This window comes from Saccharobesus litoralis (genome assembly GCF_003063625.1).
In the GTDB taxonomy this organism is placed as follows: domain Bacteria; phylum Pseudomonadota; class Gammaproteobacteria; order Enterobacterales; family Alteromonadaceae; genus Saccharobesus; species Saccharobesus litoralis.
This window is the reverse complement of the sequence record NZ_CP026604.1, coordinates 2,602,356-2,627,163: the sequence shown is the minus strand read 5'-3', so window position 1 is coordinate 2,627,163 and position 24,808 is coordinate 2,602,356. Positions and strand designations below refer to the sequence as shown.

General features: G+C 42.8%; 21 protein-coding genes. 4 read left to right on the top strand and 17 right to left on the bottom strand.

Annotated elements, in window-relative coordinates:
* Nucleotides 1-4: 4 nt before the first annotated feature.
* Entirely contained in the window at nucleotides 5-376 is a 372-nt protein-coding gene (locus C2869_RS09285) for a hypothetical protein (protein WP_108602671.1), read from the top strand.
* Nucleotides 377-620: 244 nt separating this feature from the next.
* Here C2869_RS09285 and arsJ read toward each other — a convergent pair whose 3' ends face one another.
* The 11 genes from arsJ to C2869_RS09235 form a co-directional block, all read right to left on the bottom strand.
* Complete coding sequence (gene arsJ, locus C2869_RS09280; protein WP_108602670.1) at nucleotides 621-1,862, bottom strand: organoarsenical effux MFS transporter ArsJ; 1,242 nt, start codon at nucleotides 1,860-1,862, stop codon at nucleotides 621-623.
* 83 nt (nucleotides 1,863-1,945) lie between these two features.
* Nucleotides 1,946-2,104, bottom strand: coding sequence for a hypothetical protein (locus C2869_RS22475; protein WP_159084112.1), 159 nt, complete (start codon nucleotides 2,102-2,104; stop codon nucleotides 1,946-1,948).
* Between the two features lie 361 nt (nucleotides 2,105-2,465).
* Nucleotides 2,466-3,605 (bottom strand): IS110 family RNA-guided transposase, encoded by a 1,140-nt coding sequence (locus C2869_RS09275; protein ID WP_108601389.1) that lies wholly within the window; start codon nucleotides 3,603-3,605, stop codon nucleotides 2,466-2,468.
* A gap of 106 nt (nucleotides 3,606-3,711) precedes the next feature.
* Nucleotides 3,712-4,719 (bottom strand): ArsJ-associated glyceraldehyde-3-phosphate dehydrogenase, encoded by a 1,008-nt coding sequence (locus C2869_RS09270; RefSeq protein WP_108602669.1) that lies wholly within the window; start codon nucleotides 4,717-4,719, stop codon nucleotides 3,712-3,714.
* A 529-nt stretch (nucleotides 4,720-5,248) separates the two neighbouring features.
* A complete protein-coding gene (locus C2869_RS09265; protein WP_108602668.1) occupies nucleotides 5,249-6,382 on the bottom strand; it encodes a 5-(carboxyamino)imidazole ribonucleotide synthase in 1,134 nt (377 codons plus the stop codon).
* Nucleotides 6,379-6,873, bottom strand: coding sequence for a 5-(carboxyamino)imidazole ribonucleotide mutase (gene purE / locus C2869_RS09260; protein ID WP_108602667.1), 495 nt, complete (start codon nucleotides 6,871-6,873; stop codon nucleotides 6,379-6,381). Before purE ends, C2869_RS09265 begins: the two co-directional genes overlap by 4 nt.
* 443 nt (nucleotides 6,874-7,316) lie before the next feature.
* A complete protein-coding gene (locus tag C2869_RS09255) occupies nucleotides 7,317-7,604 on the bottom strand; it encodes a Bor family protein (protein WP_108605024.1) in 288 nt (95 codons plus the stop codon).
* Nucleotides 7,605-7,772: 168 nt separating this feature from the next.
* Nucleotides 7,773-11,603 (bottom strand): AAA family ATPase, encoded by a 3,831-nt coding sequence (locus tag C2869_RS09250; protein ID WP_108602666.1) that lies wholly within the window; start codon nucleotides 11,601-11,603, stop codon nucleotides 7,773-7,775.
* Nucleotides 11,600-12,880 carry an exonuclease subunit SbcD gene (gene sbcD, locus C2869_RS09245; protein WP_108602665.1) on the bottom strand — a complete coding sequence of 427 codons (1,281 nt, stop codon included), beginning with the start codon at nucleotides 12,878-12,880 and terminating at the stop codon, nucleotides 11,600-11,602. The genes C2869_RS09250 and sbcD overlap by 4 nt, the downstream gene beginning before the upstream one ends.
* Before the next feature lie 127 nt (nucleotides 12,881-13,007).
* Nucleotides 13,008-13,928, bottom strand: coding sequence for an antitoxin Xre/MbcA/ParS toxin-binding domain-containing protein (locus C2869_RS09240; protein WP_108602664.1), 921 nt, complete (start codon nucleotides 13,926-13,928; stop codon nucleotides 13,008-13,010).
* Between the two features lie 198 nt (nucleotides 13,929-14,126).
* The gene (locus C2869_RS09235; protein ID WP_108602663.1) at nucleotides 14,127-15,425 is read right to left on the bottom strand and encodes an MFS transporter; all 1,299 of its coding nucleotides are present in this window, start codon (nucleotides 15,423-15,425) and stop codon (nucleotides 14,127-14,129) included.
* 358 nt (nucleotides 15,426-15,783) lie between these two features.
* Here C2869_RS09235 and C2869_RS09230 point away from each other — a divergent pair, with 358 nt between their 5' ends.
* Nucleotides 15,784-16,098, top strand: coding sequence for a heavy metal-binding domain-containing protein (locus C2869_RS09230; protein ID WP_108605023.1), 315 nt, complete (start codon nucleotides 15,784-15,786; stop codon nucleotides 16,096-16,098).
* A 455-nt stretch (nucleotides 16,099-16,553) separates the two neighbouring features.
* Here C2869_RS09230 and cydB read toward each other — a convergent pair whose 3' ends face one another.
* From cydB to C2869_RS09200, 6 genes are all read right to left on the bottom strand, one after another.
* Nucleotides 16,554-17,558: a cytochrome d ubiquinol oxidase subunit II gene (gene cydB / locus C2869_RS09225; protein ID WP_108602662.1), complete on the bottom strand. Its 1,005-nt coding sequence runs from the start codon at nucleotides 17,556-17,558 to the stop codon at nucleotides 16,554-16,556.
* Complete coding sequence (locus C2869_RS09220) at nucleotides 17,551-18,933, bottom strand: cytochrome ubiquinol oxidase subunit I (protein WP_108602661.1); 1,383 nt, start codon at nucleotides 18,931-18,933, stop codon at nucleotides 17,551-17,553. The genes cydB and C2869_RS09220 overlap by 8 nt, the downstream gene beginning before the upstream one ends.
* Nucleotides 18,934-19,291: 358 nt before the next feature.
* A complete protein-coding gene (locus C2869_RS09215; protein ID WP_108602660.1) occupies nucleotides 19,292-19,831 on the bottom strand; it encodes a GbsR/MarR family transcriptional regulator in 540 nt (179 codons plus the stop codon).
* Nucleotides 19,832-20,284: 453 nt separating this feature from the next.
* Nucleotides 20,285-20,488 (bottom strand): tautomerase family protein, encoded by a 204-nt coding sequence (locus tag C2869_RS09210; protein ID WP_108602659.1) that lies wholly within the window; start codon nucleotides 20,486-20,488, stop codon nucleotides 20,285-20,287.
* A 16-nt stretch (nucleotides 20,489-20,504) separates the two neighbouring features.
* A complete protein-coding gene (locus tag C2869_RS09205) occupies nucleotides 20,505-21,422 on the bottom strand; it encodes a pyridoxamine 5'-phosphate oxidase family protein (RefSeq protein WP_159084111.1) in 918 nt (305 codons plus the stop codon).
* 130 nt (nucleotides 21,423-21,552) lie between these two features.
* Nucleotides 21,553-22,176, bottom strand: coding sequence for a glutathione S-transferase family protein (locus C2869_RS09200; protein ID WP_108602657.1), 624 nt, complete (start codon nucleotides 22,174-22,176; stop codon nucleotides 21,553-21,555).
* A gap of 119 nt (nucleotides 22,177-22,295) precedes the next feature.
* Between C2869_RS09200 and C2869_RS09195 the strand changes: the two genes are divergently transcribed.
* Complete coding sequence (locus C2869_RS09195) at nucleotides 22,296-23,198, top strand: LysR family transcriptional regulator (protein ID WP_108602656.1); 903 nt, start codon at nucleotides 22,296-22,298, stop codon at nucleotides 23,196-23,198.
* Nucleotides 23,199-23,456: 258 nt separating this feature from the next.
* Entirely contained in the window at nucleotides 23,457-24,719 is a 1,263-nt protein-coding gene (locus C2869_RS09190) for an efflux RND transporter periplasmic adaptor subunit (protein ID WP_108602655.1), read from the top strand.
* Nucleotides 24,720-24,808 lie beyond the last annotated feature (89 nt).

Below are 24,808 nucleotides of genomic sequence, written 5' to 3'. Positions count from 1 at the left end.
AATATTGACTAAACCAATTGAAGTAAATATCACAAACGAATACATTCACATACAAGTCTCAGGCGAAAACAACTTTGAAAACTGTAAATTCGGTTGGCAAACCTTAGTCGATACCTGTCAGCAAGCACAACAATTTCACTGTTTGGTTGAGGGCTACATGGATAATCCATTACCCACCATGGCGGCCTACGACCATGTACAATTATTAAAGGATGTGGGTTTAACCAATAAACACCGAGTGGCCTATGTCGACCACAACCCAAACACTTACCCTGCCGCCAAATTCGGCGAAACTGTGGTACACAATCGCGGCTTTTACAATATAAAAATTTTTAACAAGGTAGATGATGCCTTAAGTTGGTTACTTAGCCATTAACTATAGTCTTCTCGCTCAGATTTTATGGTTCATTGTCTGCGCTTACTCGCCCCAATCACATAATAGAGCATATGCTCATGGGGTCTCGAAGCTTGCCTACATGGATGTAGGTACCAAAAGTAGGCGCTTTAAGCGAGGGGCGAGAGCACGGATGCGGTAGCTTTGACGGCTTTGCTTACATGGATGTAAGTACTTAGGTTTCGTCTGGAACTAGAAACCTGCCCCTAAAACCCGATCGCTTTGACTATAATTCCTGTGTCGAGTGAGTCGAATGTCTAGGCAACGCCAAGGATATAATCGACGCGGCCAGCAAAAAGCCACTAGATAGCCACAAACATAAGGTTAAACCACCAATCTGAAATGCCCAACCAGATAAAATAGTGCCAATTAAACGCCCCATGGCATTCGCCATATAATAAAAGCCAACGTCTAACGATACGCCATCATCACTGGCGTAACTGACAATTAAATAACTGTGCAAAGATGAGTTAATGGCAAACAACACACCAAACACCAGCAAACCGCCAATCACAATATACACAGCAGATAACTCAGCCATTAACCCTAAGGCGATTAACGCTGGTGATAAGGTTAATAACGCGGCCCAGAAAAACGCACTTTTGCCATCGGGTACTTGACCTGATTTTTTGCCGGTTAAGCTAGGCGCAAAAGCTTGTACACCACCATAAGCAATTACCCATAAAGCTAAAAAGCTGCCAACCGCAGTATGAGACCAGTCCAATTGACTGGCTAAAAATACCGGCAGGGCGATCACAAACCAGATATCACGCGCGCCAAATAAAAACAGTCTTGCGGCGGATAACATATTAATGGCTTTACTCTTAGAGAACAGATCTTTGAACTTAGGCTTGTTTTTCGCTTTACCTAAATCCTTTTTCAAAACCATTAGGCTGGTAATAAATACTAAGGCTAAAGCGATAGCCATAGCGGCTATCGCGCCTGTGAATCCTAACCAAGTTAGCAAAGCGCCACCCATAAAAAAGCCAACACCTTTAAGGGTGTTTTTTGAGCCGGTTAATATGGCAATCCATTTAAATAACTGACTTTCAGCTTCGCTAGCCCCAGTATCTTTTGGGAGCAGGGTTTTCACCGCGCTTTTGGCGCTCATTTTATTTAAATCTTTAGCGATCCCCGACATGGCTTGCGCAGCCATCACCCAGATCACAGTTAACATATCCGCAGGCACCAGCAACATAGACAGAGCTACAATTTGCAAACCCAAGCCAATATTCATGGTTTTATTAAGCCCCAAGCGCGCGCCCAGCCAACCGCCTAGCAGATTAGTCACCACCCCAAAAAACTCATAAAACAAAAACAAGCTGGCGATTGCCAATGCGCTATAACCTAGCTCGTAAAAATGCAAAACAACCAACATGCGCAATGCGCCGTCAGTTAAGGTAAAAGCCCAATAATTACCGGTAATAAACAGGTATTGGCGAATATCTTGCGAAAGATTAGCTAGCATGGTTAGAGTCTTTAATCAGATAATTTTTATGTTGTTCTGTATTCATTGGTAAGTTCTGCAAGCATAAATGCTCGCCTACAAGCTTAAGCTAACGCATTGAGCTTAGCTTTTGCTGTTGACCAGCCACCAAGATGGCTGGCAGGCTCTGCAAGCATAAATGTCAATGCCGTTAACTTAAGCTGACGTAGGTTGGCGCTGAGCTTGCGAAGCCCAACACAAGCCGCGGTTTTGTTGGGCTTCATTCTTCAGCCCAACCTTCTATGAAGGACAGGAAGTCAATACCCAACCTTTAATTTATAAAAATCTCTTATGCTCTTTCTTCAAACCATAAGCTTTTTCCCATTTTTGAAGTTAATCAATTGCCCAGATTAATTTATTCGTGCTACTCAACATCAAGTGTGAGCGCAACCACCTTCTATCCGTTCCAGCCCTAAGCTGGCTACCTCAAACTGCATTCGTATGTGCAGTGAAATCTGGTTGAAGGTGCCCCTTCTACAAAAACGGTCAAGCTTGGCTTACCAAGGTTGGGCACGAGCACCTTCTCACAATCGTTAACGTTAATTCCTTATGTGTTTGTTGTCATTTGTGACTGCCTCTGTGCAATTAACCTTCCGTTAATTGTGCACCCTCGGGAATAACACCATGCTCAAGGTAACGCCACAGAGCCACTAATAATTTTCTCGCGAGCGCGACTATTCCCACTCTTCGCATCCGCTTGCTGCCTTTGTCAAAGCGCTCCTTAAACCATTGACTTAATTTGCTGCCTTTTTGGTAACGTAACCACAGCCAAGCAAACTCTATCATGACCTTGCGCACCCGCTTATTGCCTGCTTTACTTATTCCCTGTTCGCGTTGGCTGTCTCCGCTGTCATAAGGTGTTGGAGTTAATCCCGCACAACTCCCCACTTGCTTAGCGTTTTTGAAATCTCGCCAGCTAAAAAATTCTGCAACTAAGTACCAACTGGTTTGCCATCCTACGGCTTTGAGTTGCATCATTTGCTCTATCTGTTTTTCCATACTGCCGTCTTGGGCTTGGGTAACTCGCTCTTTTTGTAACGCTTCAAGTTCTTTCACTTGATTATCTACCATGACATAGCGCTCGTATTCGCGTTGTAATTCGTTCTTCGTATCAACTGGAATGTCATACCCCGTGACGGCGCCTTTAAGTTTAGGCAGTAATGTTTTTAAATCTTTTATGTTTGCTAGCCGTATGCCATGCAGAAAAAGTAAAGATTTTATCCTTGTTGAATGCGCCCCTCGCTCTTCGATTAATCGCCCTCGTTCGCGTTGTAATCGTCGTTTATCTTCTTGCTCAATAGTCGGGACTCTAACAGGCCTCATTGCCGTCAAATCACCTGAACAATAACGAATGAGTAGTCTGTTTAAGGCTTTTACGTCCACACCATCACTTTTGACTTGGCGTTGACGCCGATTCACTTCAATAGCGGCTGAGTCAATCACATAATTGGTGATATTTTCTTTTTCCAATGCTCTGTGTATCCAAAACCCATCTCGACCCGCTTCGTAACAGCTAAAAACCGGACAGTCTGGTGTGCATTTTAGTTTTTCTTTTGCCAGTTCAATTTCTGCAAGTAGGCTATTCCAATCACCAGCATCAATCGTTTTCTGTCTGAGCTTAACTTTATTACTAAATCCTAGCTTCCAGCTTTTTGCACTTAATTCAAAAGCAAGGTACAAAATATTTGAATTTGCGTTATCTTTATCTTGAAGGACAGTATTCATCTTTATTCACCTTTTTTGGTTTTGTCACCTTAAGGTTAGTCGATATACTGTCCTTCATAGTTTCTACCAGAAATCGTTGGCAGGCACTGCAAGCATAAATGCTCGCCTACAGATCCATCTGGCCGACAATACGCATGAGCTCTGCCGTACGGTTTGAATAACCCCACTCATTGTCATACCAAACGTATAATTTAACTTGAGTGCCATTGACCACCATAGTCGAAGGTGCATCGATAATGCTTGAACGTGGATCAGTACGATAATCAATAGACACTAAAGGTCGGGTTTCAAAACCCAGAATACCGTCTAACTCTCCTTCTGCAGCCTCTTTTAATAACGCGTTTACTTCTTCAATTGTCGTTTCACGTTCAACTTCAAATACACAATCGGTTAATGAAGCATTGGTTAAAGGAACACGCACCGCATGGCCATTTAACTTGCCTTTTAGTTCAGGAAAAATATGGGTGATCGCCGTAGCAGAACCTGTTGTGGTTGGAATTAAACTTGAACCGCATGAGCGTGCACGACGTAAATCTTTATGCGGCGCATCAATAATGGTTTGCGTATTAGTAATATCGTGAATGGTTGTCATTGAACCATGCTTAATACCAATGTTCTCGTGGATCACTTTAACCACTGGTGCTAAGCAGTTAGTCGTGCAAGATGCCGCAGTGACAATACGATGCTGCTCTCTGTCATATAGATTTTCATTAACGCCAACCACAACATTCAAAATCCCGTCTTCTTTAACCGGAGCTGTCACCACTACGCGTTTAACACCTTGATCAAGATAAGCTTGTAGCAGTTCCTTTTTGCGCATAACGCCTGAAGCTTCAATCACCACATCACAGCCCGACCAATCCGTTTCAGCAATAGTCTTGTTTTGGGTACATTTAATCTTTTGTTCACCAACAATAATTTCTTCAGCGGAAAATTCAGCATTGTGCTGCCAACGACCATGAACAGAATCAAAATTAAGTAGGTGAGCTAAAGTTTCGGCATTACCAGCGGGATCGTTTATCTGCACAAATTCGACATCTTCCCACTGCCACGCCGCACGAAGTGTTAAACGCCCCATGCGACCAAAACCATTAATACCCACTTTAATTGTCATTTATCTGTCCTCTGTCATTGTTTACATGCTATGCATTATCTTGTTTCAGGTTTTATACCTGATAAGGTCAAGGTCTGTCACTTATACACAAATATTAATTAGTACAAACTGACCAAAAGTAGATAGAAAAACTTTACTAGGCGGTAGTACTCAGTACTTAAAAAAGTATCGCCTTTCCTGCAAAGGCAGGAACCCAGTGTCTTTTGCTTTAACCTTACTATGTTTATCCAACAAAAGTCGCTAGATCCCCGCATGCGCGAGGATGACGAGTGTATTTACCTATGCCAAGGTTATAAAATTTCAACCCATTAACGTAAAAAATCGCTTCTGAAACTTGTGATCAAGAGACAGGGTCGAGGTAAGCTGATGTAAAACCTGCCCTAGATCTACCTACAACCTTATATAACAAAAATCATATATAAGGTAAGCGTAAGATTCAAAGAATATTTGATGAAGGTTTGATAACCAAAAGCATAAGATCAAAAAAGCCCGGAAATCCGGGCTTTTTTTATTCGAATAAAACTAACGCTTAACTTAAGTCAGCAATCACGTCATCAATTAACGGAAACATATCTGGTTGATTGAGTGCTTGTACCGCTTTTAAACGCTCGATACTTTCGGCCACTGTATTAGCCGTAAAATTAACGTGACCAACCTTACGTTTGGCGCGAACATCTTTACCGTACCAATGTAAGTGGCCACCTAAATCAGCCACTTGTAAACCTATGGTTTTCTCGCAGCCAATTAAATTGATCATGGTAGTCACACCTGGGGTATCAGTTGTGCCTAGTGGTAAATCAACCACAGCGCGTAAATGATTTTCAAACTGACAGAACGATGTGCCTTGCATAGTCCAATGACCCGAGTTGTGCACGCGAGGAGCAATCTCGTTAACCAATAACTTTTCGCCAACTTGGAAAAACTCAATAGCCAATACACCACGATAATCCAATTTGTTGGCTAACGCTTTAAAAGCAGTTTCCGCTTGTTGTTGTACCGCTTCCGACACTCGAGGTGCTGGTGCTAACGAAACCCGTAATTGACCTTGATAATGCAGATTTTCCGCTAACGGGTAACAAACAATTTCACCGCGGCCATTACGTGCGCCGACAATAGAAACTTCACGATCAAATTTAGACTTTTGTTCTGCAATTAACGGATTGCGCGCAAAATCATGTTGAGCCAATTGCGCTTTTACATCGGCTAAATCGGCAGCATTGTTGATACGAAACTGACCATAACCGTCGTAACCATCTTTACTGGTTTTAACAATAAGCTCAGGACCAATATCAGCAAACGCTTTATCTAATTGCTCAACTTGGTAAATGGCATGATAAGCACAGTTATCAATACCTAACGAATCAAGCAAGTTCTTTTCTTTAATTCGATCGCCACCGGTTTGAATGGCTTCAACCGAAGGATAAAGCTTACCAGTCGCGTTTGCTTGCTCAAGGATCTCGGCAGAAAGATGTTCAAACTCAGCCGTTATCGCATTTGCTTGGGCAAAAGCGTCAGAAACAGAAAGTGGTAACGGATTCTTTTCAACCGGATGCACAACCGTGTTAGCAACCGGATCAACCGCCACCACTTTTAGACCTAGCGGCGTACCCGCTAAATACATCATTTGCGCTAATTGCCCAGAACCGAGCACCACTATCATCATACTTCTGGTAACTCCAATGTTGAGTTAGCTAAAACGGTTTCCGTTTGTTTAGTACGGAATTCAATAATTTTTTGTGCAACATCTGGGTTAGTGGTGCCAATAATTTGCGCCGCTAACAAACCTGCGTTTGCTGCACCCGCTTCACCTATGGCTAACGTACCAACCGCAACACCTTTTGGCATTTGCACAATTGACAATAACGAATCTAACCCGCTCAACTGGCTTGAACGTACAGGCACACCCAATACAGGTAAATGCGTATGTGCAGCGATCATACCTGGTAAGTGCGCTGCACCACCCGCACCACCAATAATGACTTTAAAGCCTTTATCGGCCGCACTTTCTGCGAATTCTGTTAATAAGTTAGGTGTTCTATGCGCTGAAACCACTTGCGCGTGAAATTCAACACCCAGCTCTTTTAAAATAAGAGCGGCTTTTTGCATAGTAGGCCAATCTGATTGCGAGCCCATGACAATGGCAACTTCTGCCATAATACACCTCTGTATCCTTAGATCCCGACTAACTTTTCGCCGGACATTTGATTAGGAAAAAAGGCGGATTTTAACCCGAATTACTGCCAATAGGTAGATGAAAGTGAGTTTCTAATGAAATTTTTAGTTCTTATTAAGACTCCAACAATTATAATCAGTAGAGTATAATTAAATAATTGAAGCCTCTTTAATAACATTGCTAATACTAATTAAAGAGAATAACACAAACCCTCCCCCTAGTATTAAAGTTGAATTTATCAAAATAGTAGAACCTGACTTTTTCTTTAATTTATAACTTCGATAAAGAAAAAATATTCCAAATAATAAAGTGAACGATGAACCAAAAACCCATCCCCACGCATATGGCGTTAATTGCTCCATAATAATTTATTCCCATTAAAAGCCACTTAGTTCAGTAAAGTGGCTTTGTGTGTTTTTACATTTTATTTCTTACAGTAAACTCTCGCTTGTCTTGGTGTGTATATCCCCCAAGTGATACCACCCAATAACCCATTAAGAAATGACATATGCGATTCAACCTTTGCCACTTTATCTGCTCCACCACAAATGCTTGCTGCATCCATCTCCTGAGTCTGCCCTAAACCACTAACGAAAAAAGCCTGCATTTCTTCTTTAGTTGCTTCCTTACCTGCACCGCCATTTATATGGTAGGTTTGAGTTGCACATCCAAATAAAGAGGCGCTTAAAATTAATATGGCCAATTTTTTCATTATTTTCTCCATTTCCCCTATTAAGTTAATATTATCAAGGTAGTGTGGGGTCAACACCTCAATGTATCGTATTAACTGCTTACCCAAGCATTTAATACAGCTGAACATCTTGCTATAAAAAATTATAAATTGAGTATCGACTACAAATCACGTCAAATTCAATAAAAATTATATATTCCCTTTCTTATAATACTCATCAGCCAAACGACTCACGCCTAATCCAGCCGATTTACTAATTTGGATCTGCACCGGAATGCGCTCTTTTAGCGCTTCAACATGACTGATCACACCAATCATTTTACCGCTGGCGTTGAGTGCATCGAGTGCGTCTAATGCAATATTTAATGTATCAGCGTCTAGGGTGCCAAAGCCTTCATCTAAAAACAGTGAATCAATGCTGGTTTTGTGGCTGACCAAATCCGATAAAGCTAAAGCTAGTGCTAAGCTCACTAAAAAGCTTTCACCGCCGGAAAGGGTTTTGGTATCACGCTCTGTATCAGCTTGCCATGTATCAACAACTAATAATTGTAACGAGGCGTCCTGCTTGCGTTTAAGCAAATAACGGCCATGTAAACGCTGCAGTTGGCGGTTGGCCAAATACACCAGGTGATCTAAGGTTAACCCCTGCGCGAACTTACGGAATTTAGCGCCATCTGCCGAGCCAATTAAACTATTTAAATGCACCCAGTCGTCGTAGTTTTGCTGTTGAGTAGCCAATTGCGCTAACAAGCTTTGCTGTTTTGCTTGCGCTTGTTGGTCGGCAGCCAATTGGCTGGTGAGTTGTCCGAGTTGATTATTTTGTTGTTTGTTTTGTTGGCTTAGCGTCTCAATCGCTTGTTCCACTAATTGCAGTTCATTTACCACATCAAGCGTCGGCTCGTCGCTATCTGGCCAATTTAATGTTTCAGGTCTGTTTTGTTGATGACTTTGTAAATCTTGCTCACCTTGCTTCATTAACGTTTGGCTCGATTGCAAAGCTTGATCGATTTCTTGTTTTAATAAGGCCAAGCGCTTTTGTTCTGATTCAGGAAGTAACGCCGCTAGTAACGCTTGTTCATCAGCAAACGGGCTTTGCTCAAGTAGCTGAGAATATTCTTGGCTAACATCATTTAGTTTGGCATCTTGCTGTTCGATATGTTGTTGAGCATGATGCACTTGCCCCTGCAATTGCTCTAACTGTGATTTAAATTCAGCTTGGCGTTGCTGTTCAGCCTGTAACGCCAACTCAGCTTCTGCCACTTTTTGCCTATCTTGCTGGCGAATTTCCACCACGGTTAACCCAGCAAACAAGGACTTTCTTTGCTGCTGCGCTTGCTGTAATGCTTGGCCATTGCTAGCGATCTGCTGGTCTAGCAACAATAAGCTTTGCTTGATCACATCTAGCTGCTGCTGATGTTGCCCGCATTGTTGTCGGCTAATTTCTATTTTTTTATCCAATTCAGCTAACAACTTTTGTTCTGCAACTAAGACTTGCGCTTGGCTAACTAAAACGTTCACCCCTTGTTGCAGATCGTCAAATTCGGCTTTTAGCGCTTGCTTTGTAACAGAAGTCAAAACACCAAGCTGGGTTTGTATATCGCGCGCTAATTGCTGAGCTAATGCTTGCAGCGAGGCTTGAGTGGTTTGTAACTTTTGCGATACCTGCTCGCCTTGCGCCAAGCAGCTAACCAAGGCCTGCTGTTTTAACTGATGCTGATTTTGTAAATGCTGCCACTGGGTTTGCAACTCAGTCGCTTTTAACAAGCTGTTTTGATATTGCTGTTCGGCAAGATTTAACGCTTCAATATAAGACAAACAAGTCTCTAAATTGACTTGCTGCTGAGCAATATAATGTTCGATAGCGTCAACATTGCTTAGTACTAAATGACTAGCGTCGTTCAATGGTGTAACTAGCGACTGCCAATCTTGTGCGGTTTGCTCTATTTGTTGCTGCAGCTCGGCTAGGTGAGCTTCTAATTCTTGGACTTGCTTTTGCTGCTGGGCTAAGCGCTCCTTTAAACTACCGCCTTCTAACTCGAGGGCGTTGCGTTTGGCCTCTAATTCATCCAAACGCTGTTGATTGTGATTGATATTAAGCTGCTGATACTCACCAACGGCAGGATGCTCGATTGAACCACATAAAGGACAAGGCTGATCCGCTTGCAGCTTGGCTCGCTCGGCCTCTAGCGAGGCGATTTGTTGCTCGCGTTGCACCAGCAATTTTAAGTCAGCAGCATGTGTTTTTAATTGCTGATACTCCTGCCTTTTGCTTTTTAATATCAACTCAATTTGCTGATTATCTGCCAGCAGTGTTTGCAACTTGAGTTGCTGCTGCTCGCTTTCTTTACGCCGTGCTTGTTGCTGCTTGGCCAGTAAGGGTAATTGATGCCAAACCTGAGCTTGTTGCTGCAACTCTTGCTGAATTTGATTAAGTAAAAGCTTATAACTAGCCACTTGTGATGGTTGGCTAGGTTGCTGATCAAGCAAACTAACAAAAGGGGCAAGCGCAGCTAAAGTCTCAGGTAACTGACAAGCTGTTATCAACTGTTGTGCCTGCTGCAAGCTGGTATTCTGCGCCAACTCAAACTGCTGACTCGCCTCTATGGCTTGTTGCTCGGTTTGAGTACTGGCTTGCTTTAACTCAGACGACTGCTTGTCCAACTCACTCTGTTGCAAGGTTAACTGTGTTACCTCTTGCTGCAAAGCTTGCATTTGCTTGAGTTCTGATTGCCAAGTCGCGCATTGATTTAACAACGCTTGCGGCTCGGGCGCGGTTGCCAACTTACTTGTCACTTGCTGATATTGGCTTTGCTGTTCGGTCAGTTGCTGGTTTTGCTGCTCAGAGGCGGTTTGTAATTTTTGTTGTTGAGTTAGCTGTTGTTGTTGTTCTTGCTGTAAACGCTGCTGCTCCGCGTTAAGTTGATTGAGTTGCTGATCAAGCGGAATAACTTGTTGTTCAATAATAGTATCGTTAGCCTGCTGCTGGTGTTTCGCCGTATCCAACCTTGCTTGTTTGTCAGTTAATGTTTGTACAAAACCCTGACTCAATTCTTGCTTTTTTTCTAGCTCGGCAATCCGGGCTATTTGCTGCTTTTTACTATCAAATACATCTTGTTTTAAGCTTTTATGCTGTAAATAAGTTGCTCGGCATTTTTCTGCGGGTTCACTTGCCGCAAGACGTTGTAAGTCGCCTTTCGCACTCTGCGCTTGGCTTTGCGCTTGGTCAAAACTTTGTTGATACGCTTGCTGTTTAGTTTGTAACGCTTGTTGCTGGCTTAACCATTGCTGTACCGTTTGCTTTTGCTTGAGTTGCAAGCGGCTATTGGCTTCATGCTCTGTCAATTGCTCGACTTGCGACACTAATTGCTGGCGTTCCTCCTCACTCATCAAGGCGACAACCGACAGTTTTTCGTTAAGCACATTGAGCTGCTGCTCTGCTTGCTTGCGCTGCTCATGCACTTGTTGGGAGATCAAACCATAGATTTCGGTGCCGGTTAATTCTTCGAGTAATTCAGCTCTGTCATTAGCATCGGCATTTAAAAACGCGGCAAACTGACCTTGGGATAACAACATGGATTTGGTGAAACGCGCAAAATCCAAACCGGTTAACTCCGCAATTAACTCGCGTTTATCATTAATTTTATTGGTGAGGATTTTATCATCGCTAACTTGGGCTAGCTCCACTTGCGGGGCTTGCAGCTTACCATCAACTTGGCCGCGCGCTCGGCGCTGGCTCCAAAATGCTCGATAAGCTGTGCCTTTCACTTCAAATTCGACTTCAGCCAAGCTTTCGGCGGTATGGCGTGTCATGCACTCATTACTACTGGCCGACACTTTTAAGCGCGGTGTTTCGTGATAAAGCGCTAAACAAATGGCATCCAGAATACTGGTTTTACCCGCACCAGTTGGCCCTGTGATCGCAAACAAACCGTTACTAGCAAAGGGCTCTTGGCGAAAATCGATTTTCCACTCGCCTTTTAGTGCATTGATATTTTTAAAACGCAAGCTGGTAATTTTCATCGGCTTGCCTCCAATTTATCTTGCGCACTTTGTTGCTCGACTTGGCTAAAGGCCTGCTGAAAACAAGAACGTAAGCGGGTTAAACGTTGCGGCTCGCTAATATCTTCTAGGGCTAAACGGCGTTCAAAAACATCATTAACATTTAATTCAGCTAGGGTTTCTTTGTCTTGCTGGTTAAGACTACTTTCAGCTTGAGTTCGGGCGCGGCGGATCACTAACACTTCTACCGGTTTATCAGCACATAACGCTTGAATACGGCTTTGCAGATCATTCAAATAGTCTTGACTACTGACTTCAATATCGAGCCAAGTATTTAGCCCCTGTTCATCATCAGCTTCAAATTCATTAAGCCGCGCTGTAATCGTCGCCAAATCACCTTTAATCACTTGCATCGGCTGAAACTCAGGTACTTCAATGGCCTGCACCTGAGTTAACTTACCCTCAGCGAATTCAACTAAATTAACCGATTTAGCGCGATTCAACTCATCAAACGACAGGGCAATGGGTGAGCCGGAATAATGAATATGCGCCGATTTTGCAACGGCTTGACTGCGGTGAATATGCCCTAGCGCAATGTAATCCGCATTAGGAAAAGCATTGGCCGGAAACGCATCCAGCGTACCAATATAAATATCGCGCACTGAATCAGAACTCGTTGCGCCAACTGTGGTTAAGTGCCCCGTCATAATAATCGGCACGTCATACCCCAATTTAGCTACGCGCTGCTGGGCAGCTTCAAACAAGGATTGATAATGTTCAGCAATGGCTTGCTGTAAATCCTGTTGTTTTTGTTTAGCCGATATACTCGCTTGGCTGCGCTGAATGTCGCGCGGCCGAATAAACGGAATAGCACAAACAATAGCGCCAATACTGGTCATAGCCTTTAAACTGGTTTGATAAACACTATCTAATTCAACAATTTGCGCTTGGGTATGCTCAAGGTTATCAGGCTGTACATCCGCTATTAAGTGGGTATTTAAATAAGAAAATAACTGCTTAGATTCATTCAGCATGGCGACTGAATCATGATTACCTGCCAATATAACCAGTTGGCAGCGGTAACGTTGCAGGGCGACAACAAATTGATTATACAAAGCGCGGGCATAACTCGGCGGCGTGCCTGTATCAAAAATGTCGCCGGCCACAATAATGGCGTCTATTTGCCGTATTTCGACTTGTTCTAATAACCAATCAAGAAACGATTTGTGCTCTGCTTCACGGCTTTTGCCGTAAAAAGATTGACCTAGATGCCAATCAGACGTGTGAATTATTTTCATAGATTTTGTAAGTGCAATCGAGTTTACGCTGCAAGTGTATTATATTTGCTTGAACTTTTATGTACCTTGTTTAACGAGGTTCAAATAAGCAAAAGCTTTTAGGTATATTGACAAAAATAGGGACTGTTTATTGTTTCTTACTTTTTATATAAGAGCGGATATACGCTAAAACATTGTAATAACCATCTTCAGATTCAATCATGTCTATTGGCTTTTGATTATTTAAATACGGATTTTCTTTTTCAAGCCATTTAAATAACTCCCCAACTTTCGGCATTACCGGTTTGGCTTCATCTATTATTGATTGCAGCCGCTCTGGTTGAGCATACCAAGATAAAGGTTTAACACTAGACTTTCTCTTACCTAAAATGACTCTTGGTAATTGACTGCGCTTTAATTCATCTTCATTTATACATTCCCGCTTCCAGTGAGCCAACTGAATCAATTCCATGTTTGGTTCCCTCGCATCCCATCTCGGGATCACAACACCTATTTTTACAGCGGTATGCTTTCTTATCATTTCCAATGAGGTTGCTATATCTGTGTCATTTGTAACAAAAACTGCATGGTCAATTTCACCCGTAATGGCGTCGTGATATGCCTGTAAAGCCAAGTTAACATCTGTCCGTTTTTCTTCGATTTTCCAAATTTTGACGGTTTGACAATCTTTAGGCGGGATACTGTCATCTAGAGGATCAACCAACTTAGCATGGCTTTTTACAATAGAATAATACCCTTTAATGATCTCAATATTATCTTTGAGGTGATTTTTAAGTGCGGTGTGATATTTTCGTTGAGAATCAACTGAGTCACCTGCTTTTGCAACCTTCTCTGATATATCTGCAGTAAAATATTTTACGGCTGATTGTGTCGCTACTGAGGTGATTTTGTTTGTTGAACCTGGAATTAAAACGTACGGCAATACGTTATCAAAGAAAAGCTTATGTAAATCTAACCACTTATATTTTGAGCCTTTAAGCCGACCATAATAAAGGTTATACCCATCAATATAAATGCGTGTCCTTAATTGCAAATTTAACTCATCCATTTTTGAGCTGCAAATATGAAAAAACCGACTTTCGTCGGCTTTTTCCCCCAACCTCAAGGCGGCAATTCCGCACCGGAGAAAGGGTCAGTTGTTAAAATAAGCATATTGTTTTTATTATCGGCTGTCAACGAAAACGGCTAGTCTTATTATTGGTTTTTCACCCCAAAATTCAAAAACAAACGCCATTATCGTCAACGGCTAATTTCGCTTTAAATACTCAGGCTGCGCGAAAAAAATTAAACCGCTAACAACAGCGCTAATAGCCCCTGTTATCGCGAGCAAGGCTGGAATGGTAAGCTGCGCGACAGATAAAAGTACAATGGCAAACACTGCACTCACCACCATAAACAAAGCATTAATAATGTTGTTAGCTGCAATCATTTGGGCGCGTTGTTCTGGTTTTGCTTCTCGCTGAATATAAGCATAAAGCGGCACTATGTATAAACCACCAAAAACGCCGATTAACAGCAGATCCAACATAATATAATAGTTGCGCCCAAAGCTTAAAAACTGACTAGCATTTTGCACTTGTCCCGCTAAAAAGCCGTAATCTGGAATGGCCCAGTAAATATGTATCGCAAACAAGGTTAACCCCAAAGCACCTATGGGCACTAAATTCAGTTTAACTTTTCCTTGCGACAAACGACTACACAAAATAGAACCAAGGCCTATTCCAACAGAAAATATAGCTAACAATACTGACACGACTTGCGGCGATGACTGCAAATATTGCTTAGCTAAATTAGGGAATTGGGTAAGAAATGTAGCCCCATAAAACCAAAACCAACTGATCGCCAAAATTGCGATAAAAATCGACTTTTGTTGGCGGCATTGCTTAACTACTTGCCAACCTTGCTTAAAGGGAGAAAAAGTCACTTCCAGCTCTGGTGCAATCGGCGCTGCATAGGGAATTTTTCGTGCCGCCAAATACCCCAATAGCGCAAACACAACAACCAACACCGCTGCTACAGTCGCTCCGCTACTTTGCGCCATAATGACACCGGCTAACAAAGTGCCCAATAAAATCGCTAAAAAAGTGCCCAGTTCAACCAAGGCATTACCTGCAACTAACTCGTCTTTTGCCAAATGTTGCGGTAATAAGGCATATTTAACGGGACCAAAATAGGCCGACTGACAGCCCATTAAAAACAACAACAGCAGTAGCAAAATAACTTGCTGGGTGAGTAACGCAACCGCGGCAATCGCCATAATGAAAACTTCGAAAAGTTTAACTCGCCGAATATAGGCCGATTTTTCTAATTTATCGGCTAATAATCCAGCATGCGCTGAAAAAATAAAAAATGGCAAAATAAACAAACCGGCCGCTAAATTAATAATTAAATCTGAGCCAATAGGTAAGTTAGCTGCCGACATAAATGCGACAAGCAACAAAAAGCTATTTTTATAGACATTATCATTAAATGCCCCCAACGCTTGGGTGCAAAAGTAAGGTAAAAATCGGCGCTGTGAAAATAGAGAGAAGGTGCCTTTTGTCATTATTATTTTCCCTTGGCAAAGATGCGCTAACTATAGCAAGCTAGGCCAACAATGTCGCGACTTGAACAAAGCGAATAACGCTCCTGTATTTGTTAGTCTGCAATCAAATTGCCCCATGCTTTCAACCAAACTGTCACCTAGTGAAAATCTAACTTTCATGTTTGACGCGCTATAGTTGCCAAATCTAATTTGGTCACGCGACACAACATTAAAACTGATAGCAATTCATTAAAAAGTAAAGACAAATTGACTAACTGGCAGCCTGCAATTTACCAACTAAGCTTAAAGCTTAAGGTCAGCGTTATTTTGCGCCTTTTGGGTAAAACAGGATATATAGATAACCTATATGGAAAACAACATGCTCTATACAACAACAGAACACCTAGCAAACCAAGAAATCATTGAAACCCTCGGTACTGTCACAGGCAACATAGTGCAATCCAAACATTTAGGGCGCGATATCATGGCTAGCCTTAAAACCTTAATTGGTGGCGAAATTGCAGGCTATACCGAAATGTTAGTCGAAGCACGGCAAGTTGCTGTGCAACGCATGCTAGATGAAGCGCAAAAAATGAATGCCGACGCTGTAGTCGGTGTGCGATTTACTACAGCCGCGATCATGGAAGGTTCATCTGAAATTTTAGCTTTTGGTACGGCGGTAAAGTTGAAATAGACAAATCGTTGGCTAATAAAGCCTAACCTTGTAGGGTGGGGTTTACCCCCACCAAGAAAATGGTTATTTGGTACACTGGGTTTGCTGGCATAAAGCCAGCCCTACAATAACAATATCAAGGGTGGGGTTTACCCCCACCAAGCAAATGGTTATTTGGTACATTGGGTTAGCTGGCATAAAGCCAGCCCTACAAAAACAATATCAAGGGTGGGGTTTACCCCTACCAAGCAAATGGCTATTTGATACACTGGGTTAGCTGGCATAAAGCCAGCCCTACAATAACAATATCAAGGGTGGGGTTTACCCCCACCAAGCAAATGGCTATTTGATACATTGAGTTAGCTGGCATAAAGCCAGCCCTACAAAAACAATATCAAGGGTGGGGTTTACCCCCACCAAGCAAATGGCTATTTGATACATTGAGTTAGCTGGCATAAAGCCAGCCCTACAAAAGATTAGTAATACCTCAACTCTCTAACCTTGCCCCAAAAAACCCGATAAGAAAACGCGGTATATGCCAATATAACGGGGATAACCACAAGCGCGCCGTACAATAAAAAGCGTAAAGATTCAGGTGCTGACATCGCCTGCCAAATGGTAACTTTACCGGGCACAACGTAAGGATAAAAACTAAAAGCCAAGCCATAAAAACTGAGAAAGAAGATAGTGACAACGCCCGCAAAAGGCATCCAACTCATAGCATCATTTGCTAAAGGCATGCGTTTTAATAAATGCTCTATCACCACAAATAAGGCAAAACAAATCAGCGGTAAAGGCAGCATAAGCATGGCATAAGGCCAACTAAACCAACGATTAAGCACATCAGGGTTGATGATTGGATTTACAACCGATACCAAGACCACACCAGCAAAACAAGCCCAACCCGCTTTTTGCGCCCAACGCACCGCTTGTTTTTGCAGGTCATGTTCAGTTTTCATCACCAACCAGCAAGCACCGATAAATGCGTAGGCGGCTATAACACCAACACCAGCTAAACAGGCAAACAGATAAGCTTCGATTGTTGTTGTAAAGCCCATAACATACATGCCCAACATATAGCCTTGGGTAAACGCAGTTAAAATAGAGCCGGCTTTAAACACGCGGTTCCAGGTTGGCTTGTGGCTAAATGCGGCTTTGGCTCGAAAATCAAACGCGACGCCACGCATAATCAAGCCCACCAACATAATGGCCGCAGGAATATATAAGGCTTGCAGAATAATATTGTGCGCACTTGGAAAGGCAATAAGTAGTAATCCGACCGCCAATACCAACCAAGTTTCATTGGCATCCCAAAATGGACCAATTGATGCGATCATAATATCGGCTTGTTGGTCATGCTCGGTTGCCAATGGCAATAAAATACCTACCCCTAAATCATAACCATCCAATATTGCGTACAGCAGAACGGCAAGGGCGGTTAAGCCAGCAAAAATCAACGCTAAGCTATCTGGATCAAACATGAGCGACCTCCAATTCTTTTTGGGTAATGGTTTCAATGCTTTGTGTGTCGGGAATTTCTTCAACTTCAATTGCACGCCGCGCCATCACAAATACCGTATGCAAGTAAGCGATTAATAAAGCGCTATAAACCGTAAGGTATAAAGCCAAAGTAAAGCCGACGTTGGCAGGTGCAATATCCGTTGCTGCTTGTTCAACCGTTAAAATCCCTGACACTAGATAAGGTTGGCGGCCTATTTCGGTAACATACCAACCTGCCAAAGTTGCCACCCAACCTGAAAAACTCATTGCCACTAATACTTTTAATAACCAGCTAGGTAATGTATCTGCCCGCCATAATTTGTAGCGGCTAAGCATTGCGATAATTAACATTAAGAAGCCCAAGCCAACCATAATCCTAAAAGCATAAAACACAGGCGCGACGGGTGGGTGCTGACCTTTAAATTCATCTAAGCCTTTGATTTCACCTTGTGGATCATGGGTTAAGATCAAACTCGCCAGATTAGGGATCGCCACCTCGAAATGATTGGTGCGCTGTTCTTCATCTGGAATGGCAAACACTAGCAAAGGTACGCCCTTCTCGGTTTGCCAAGCGCCCTCCATCGCAGCTACTTTTTGCGGTTGATGTTCAAGCGTATTGAGGCCATGCAGATCACCCACAAAGACTTGTAACGGCATTAATACACAAGCGACGGTAATCGCTATTTTTAAGGTCAGTTTAGGGGCGCGCTTTTGATCACCGCGCAAAATTCGATATGCACTAATACCCGCCACTAAAAAAGCCGCGGTAATAGCAGAAGCCAATAGCATATGGCTCAAACGATACGGAAAAGAAGGGTTAAAAATAATCGCCAGCCAATCGATAGGATAAGCCACACCATCTCGCATTTCATGCCCAGCTGGGGTTTGCATCCAAGAGTTCAAAGCCAGTATCCAAAAGGCTGATAAGCTGGTGCCAAGCGCCACTATTAAAGCCGATACTGTGTGTAGCCATTGCGGCACTCTATGCATACCAAATAGCATAATGCCAAGAAAAGTTGCTTCTAAGAAAAAGGCAGTCAGCACTTCATAACCCAGTAATGGCCCGGCTATATTACCCACGGTTTCCATAAACCCAGGCCAGTTAGTACCAAACTGAAACGACATGGTAATGCCAGATACCACACCAAGGGCAAACGTTAGGGCGAAGATCTTGACCCAAAAGCGATAGGCGCGCATCCAAACCTGATCGCCACTCAGATCAAACCTTAATTTGAAATAGAATAAGAACCAACACAAGGCGATGGTGATAGTGGGAAATAAAATATGAAAACTAATATTAGCCGCAAATTGAATGCGAGATAACATTAAGGTGTCGGGTAGAAACGTATCAAGCATGATCGTTCTCCATGTCAGATTTAAGAAACCTTTTGTTTGTATTGCGGCTTACCAATGTTAGACGTGTTAGCAAGCGGCAATACAATGCGCTATTAGCCTATAACTGCGCCATGCAACAAGGCATTGGTTGAATCTTTTGTAGGTCGGTCTTTAGGCCGATGGGTACGCTAGTTACATTGGTGTAAATATTGGTCAGCGGGTTCTTAGTTCCCGATAAATCTTAAGTACCTGCAATGGCGTTGCAAGCATACAAGATTTTGTTCCCGACAAATCTTAAGTACCTGCATCCATGCAGGCAAATGCTCGCCTACAAACAAGCATAGTGAGCCAATTAACATAACAACTATAAATAAGTGGTTTATTTAATTAGCTTGTCTTTAAATTCAATCACCTTGGCAACCCCTGAGCCTAACTTCATTAAGGTATCGAGTTTTTCTGGGCTCATTCCTTGTAGCTCACTAGCCCAAGTTGTTAGAGATTCTAATAACTCGTGGATCTCGTGCATCTTACCTTGCGCGTACGCTTCTTGTTCATTGGCAGGCTTATCCAACAAGTTATCTCGTAATAAAGATAATGTTGGATCGACCTCACGCTTACGGCGTTCTTCAAACACACGCAATGCCATTTCAAAGATAGAGCCAGCCGGCGCATAGTATTCTTTACGATCTTTGGGTTTGTGGGTTACTTGGATCAAACGCCAAGACTGTAATTCTTTAATTCCCATACTGACATTACCGCGTGAAATATTAAGTAATTCACTGATCTGCACTGCATGCAAGGCCTGTTCGCTAATCAACAGCAAACCATACATTTGGCCAACTGTGCGGTTAAAGCCCCAACGACTGCCCATTTCTCCGCAGTGCATAACAAAAGATTCTAGTTTCGGTGTCAGTATCATGTTTAAAGATTCTAAACTTTCAATATTTTCTGAAAGTTTAGAATCTTTATTAATTTAGATCAAGAAAAACTCGCCGAAAGTTTGATCATTTAACGAGAAAAAAGAATTAAGTCAGGATTTACGCGAGATTGGGATGTGTTAAAAACCTTTCATGTGCATACGTATGTTGTTAACGCATACGTATGCTACATGGTTATTTATTAACCACGGGAGATTATAATGTTTTACACACTGTTAGCGGTTTTCTCTATTTGAATACTTGTGTAAGCCGCTTAGGTCGAATGAAATGCTGCACACACACTTTATGCGCGTACCAAACAAAATGAGTTTGTTTGCAAAAGCCTTGTTGCCTGAGAGGCCTTTTAAAAAAGCTAGATCCTGCTACGATGCCCTGTAGTGATTTATTCTTTTAAAAGTTTGGTAACAAGTTGCGCTTTTTTATTGGCATGAACACTAACCGTAAGCTTTACGACGCTCAGTCACTAACCGCCCCGCAATACCCCAATTATCAGTATCAACTTCGTCAATGATCACAAAAATTGTTGATGGGTCTTTATCTAATACTTGCTGCACTAGATTGGTCGCCCCAGCCACCAATTCAGCTTTTTGTTCTGGAGTTACACCTTCATTGGTAACTTTAATATTGATATAGGGCATGCTGCTTCCTGTTAAATTACGACCGAGAAAATCGAAATGGCAAAGCGTTATATAGCCAATAACCTTGGCTGGGTTGAAAATGCCATAAACGTTCGGCTGCTGGATATTGTTCTGGTTGTGGCGTTTGCCAGTTAACCCAAGCTTTACCAGTCATACTCAATAGATGGCCATTCTCAAAGTCGACAAATAGTAAACCGGCTTTACCATTGCTTTCTATATTACCTAAAGTACTGAACATATGATTGCCAGCATAATCGGGAATAGTCAGTAAGCCAGAATCAGCAACCTCAACAAAGCCGGGTTCACCACCTCGATGTGAAACATCAGCGCCATTACTAGCGAGATCTAATTGCTGCTCATCAACAAAATAGCTGGCCACAAAAAAGGTATCTGCTTGGCGAATTAAGGCTTTGCTGGCTTTATCCAGTTGCTTAATAGCTTGTTTACGAATAGGTTGACGTTCAGTGGTAGGTATCCAACTTAGCTCTCTTAGCTGAATATATTTAGGACAATTACCAAAGCTTTGTATGACACTGAATGCCCACTGCCAACCACTATCACGCTGCAATTCCGCTACTAAACGGTTGCGGCGTTTGGTATGCAGCTCTATGCCTAACATGCCAACCCGCTGACCAACATCCAAATATTGCAGCTCATCACCTGCAATTGCGGAAGCTTCAATATCAAGGTGCTTATTATCAGGTGCGAATATAAACTGACCGTTTTTTTGTCCTGTCAGCATAGATGCCCAAGGTCGGCCTCTAACATCAACATGCCCTAACAAGATAAACGGCAACTGTTGATAGAAATCACTATGTTGCTGTGGCATAAAATCACGAATAACTCGCGAACCTATATCTTGCATTTGTTGCTCAATACCAAAGGCCTGATGGATCTTGCGCTCGCCGGCATGAAAGGCGTGTTTAGTGCTCATGGGGGACCTTTTTGTAACAAACCTTGTAAGCATAAATGCTCACCTACAACGGGTTTTACACCTGCAAACAGCTCGCTATACAAAGCGTAAAATACCAGCAGAAATAAATTCTGCCCTACCCCAAATAACCTTAAGCAGCCAAACCTACAGCTGATTTTTGCATTGGTACAAACCCCGGTAGTGCTTCAAAGCGAGCTAACCAAGCTCGAATATTGGCGTAATCTTGCAACGACACGTCGCCCTCAGGTGCGTGTGCGATATAGGTATAGTTAGCCACATCAGCGATCGTCGGTTTATCACCAACTAGCCAATCTTTACCTTCAAGATAAGCCTCCAACTCTGTTAATACTGCATGCGCCATAGTGATAGCTTGCTGATGATCCATTTTGGCACCAAACAATGTACATAAACGCGCAGCGGCTGGGCCATACGCCACTTTGCCAGCCGCCAAAGACAAGAACTGTTGCACGCGTGCCGCTGCGGCGGGCTCTTGTGGCGACCATTCGCCCGACTCGTCATATTTGTTAGCCAAATAAAGTAAAATCGCATTTGAATCCGCTAGCGATAAATCACCATCATCAATCGCCGGCACTTGGCCAAATGGATTTTTAGTTAAAAACGCTGGTTGCTTATGTTCGCCGCCCGGTAAATCAACATTAACCAGTTCAAAGTCCAAACCTAATAAAGATAAGAACACATGCACGCGATGGGCATGACCGGATAAAGGAAAGGTATAAAGTTTAATAGCCACAATTTATTCTCCCATAGCTTCTAAAATTAAGTGTTTGTTTGAATTGATGTCTATTATGCGGACTATGGATTTTCGATAAATATTGATAATATTGAATCATTGTCAACATAACGTGTTCAATAATGGATACTTTAGACGGCCTAAAAACCATCATTGCCGTAGTCGAAACTGGCTCATTTACCGCTGCCAGTGAGCGCCTGCAAATGTCAAAAGCCTTAGTCAGCAAATATGTTGGCGAAGTGGAAGATAAGCTCGACGTGCGCTTATTTAACCGTACTACCCGACGTATTTCATTAACCGAGGCTGGCAAACGTTACTATCAGCAAGCGCGCCTAATGCTCGACCAATATGCCAATATGCTGGATGTGGTTATGGATGAACAGGTGAAACCCAAAGGGTTACTCAGAGTCAGCTGTCCGGTGACATTAGGTGAACGTACTTTGGCGCCACTACTACCGCAGTTTATGACGCAATATCCCGATTTAAAAATCGACTTACTGTTGGGCAATAGACCAGTTGATATGATTGAAGAAGGGATCGACGTGCGGATCCGCTCTGGCATTTTAGAAGATTCCAATATGGTTGCCCGCCATATTCAAACTTATCCTTTGTACATTGTTGCCTCGCCTGACTACATCAAACAGCACGGCGCACCACAAACGCTCGCTGAATTAGAGCAGCACAACTGCATCATAGATATGAATTTTAGCTATGGCAATCACTGGCCAATTATTGATAAGCAAGGCGAACGACATTCGATAAAGGTAAAATCAACTCTATCGTCAAATAGTCCAATGGCGATAGCTGAAATGGTGGCAGCCGGTGCGGGAATTGGCTTGATTGCCAGTTCAATCATCCATGAAGATGTCACTAACGGTCGTCTAGTACAGGTAATGAACGATTATACAAGTGACCAATTTGGCCTGTATGCCGTGTACCCACATCGCAAGCATGTTTCACAAAAAGTGAAATGTTTTGTCGATTTTTTAATGGAAAAACTAGCAGAACAACTAACAAAAAACTAGCAAAACAACTAGCTGACATTTGCATGCCAAATAGCCAGAGCCCGTGACTTTAATTGTCGAAAACAATTTAAACCGACAATAACAGCAAGTGTCCGCCCCCCCACAAAAGCGGACACTTTTCCACTGTCCGCGGACACCGAACACAAACCCACCAAACCAAAAACTCATTTAAATTCAACCACATAAAAACATGGCACATCCTCTGCTCTATTAGTTTTAGATCCGCAAATTCGCGTATAAAGCTAATAGGAGCTAACCATGATCCGCGATACCAGCCAACAGGATGTCATTAACCAAGCGAAAGCTAAGCCGCTATGGCGTCGCGCTCTACCTTTTGTGATAGCGGCAATCGCCAGTCTATTCGTGCTTAAACACTTATGGGCGTGGAATACCACTGAATTTGTGATGAGTCGCGATGATATTCAGTTGGCAACGATTGAGCGTGGCACTATCACTAGAGAAATTAACAGCCAAGGCAAAATTGTTGCCGCCCATGCCCCCATTATTTATAGCCCAGAAAGCGGACAAATTAAGCTACTTGTCCGCCCCGGACACAAGGTCGAAAAAGACCAACCGATAGCTGAAGTCACCAGTGTCGAATTAGCCAATGAGCTAAAAAAGCAGCAAGCCAATCTTAAGAGTTTGCAAATCGACTTTCAGCGTCATTCCTTACAAATGAAGCGTGATTTACTGGCACTAGAACAAGGTAAACAACAAGCCAAAGTGGAATGGCAAGCCAGCGAGCGAGAAATGCAGCGCGCTAACGATTCTATTGGCGACAAGCTGATCAGCCAACAAAACTTTGAGCGTGCCCAAGACGCCTTAGCTAAAGCCAACTTAGCCTATCAACATGCTAAGCAAGATATTGAAATTCAAAGAGAAAGTCTAAGCTTTGAAAATCAAACCAAAGCCTACCAAGTTGAATACCAACAAATTGTTGTCGACGAACTCAAGCAACGCATTCGGGAGTTACAAATTCGCTCGCCAGTCGATGGCATGTTAGGTAACTGGCTGGTTGAACAAAGCGCACAAATTCAAATCAACCAAGCGCTAATGACTGTCATTGACCTGACTCAGTTTGAAGCAGAACTGGCGATCAGCGAAAGCTTTGCCGACGAACTCGCACTAGATATGCCAGTCAGTTTGTCCGCTGCCGGGCACCAACTAAACGGTCGCCTTAGTGCAATCTCACCAGAAGTTAAAAATGGTGCTGTCGCCACTCGCGTCGCGTTAGACAACACAGCCCAACTTGAACTTAGACAGAATCAACGACTCACCGCCACCATCACCTTGGAGCAAAAGCCCAATGTGCTAATGGTGAAACGCGGCCAGTTTGTCACCACCAGTGGCGGCAAGTGGTCGTATCGACTTGAGCATGATCAAGCGGTACGTACCGACCTTGTCACTGGCATCAGTAATTTAACCCATATAGAGATCGTATCCGGTGTTAAAGAAGGCGAACAGATCGTAATATCGTCTTTGCAGCCGTTTAACGATTTCAACACTGTATTAATCAGATAGAGAGCATAAGCCAAAGCGATCGGGTTTTAGGCAAAGCCGTCAAGTTTTGAGACCCCATGAGCATATGCTCTATTATGTGATTGGGGCGA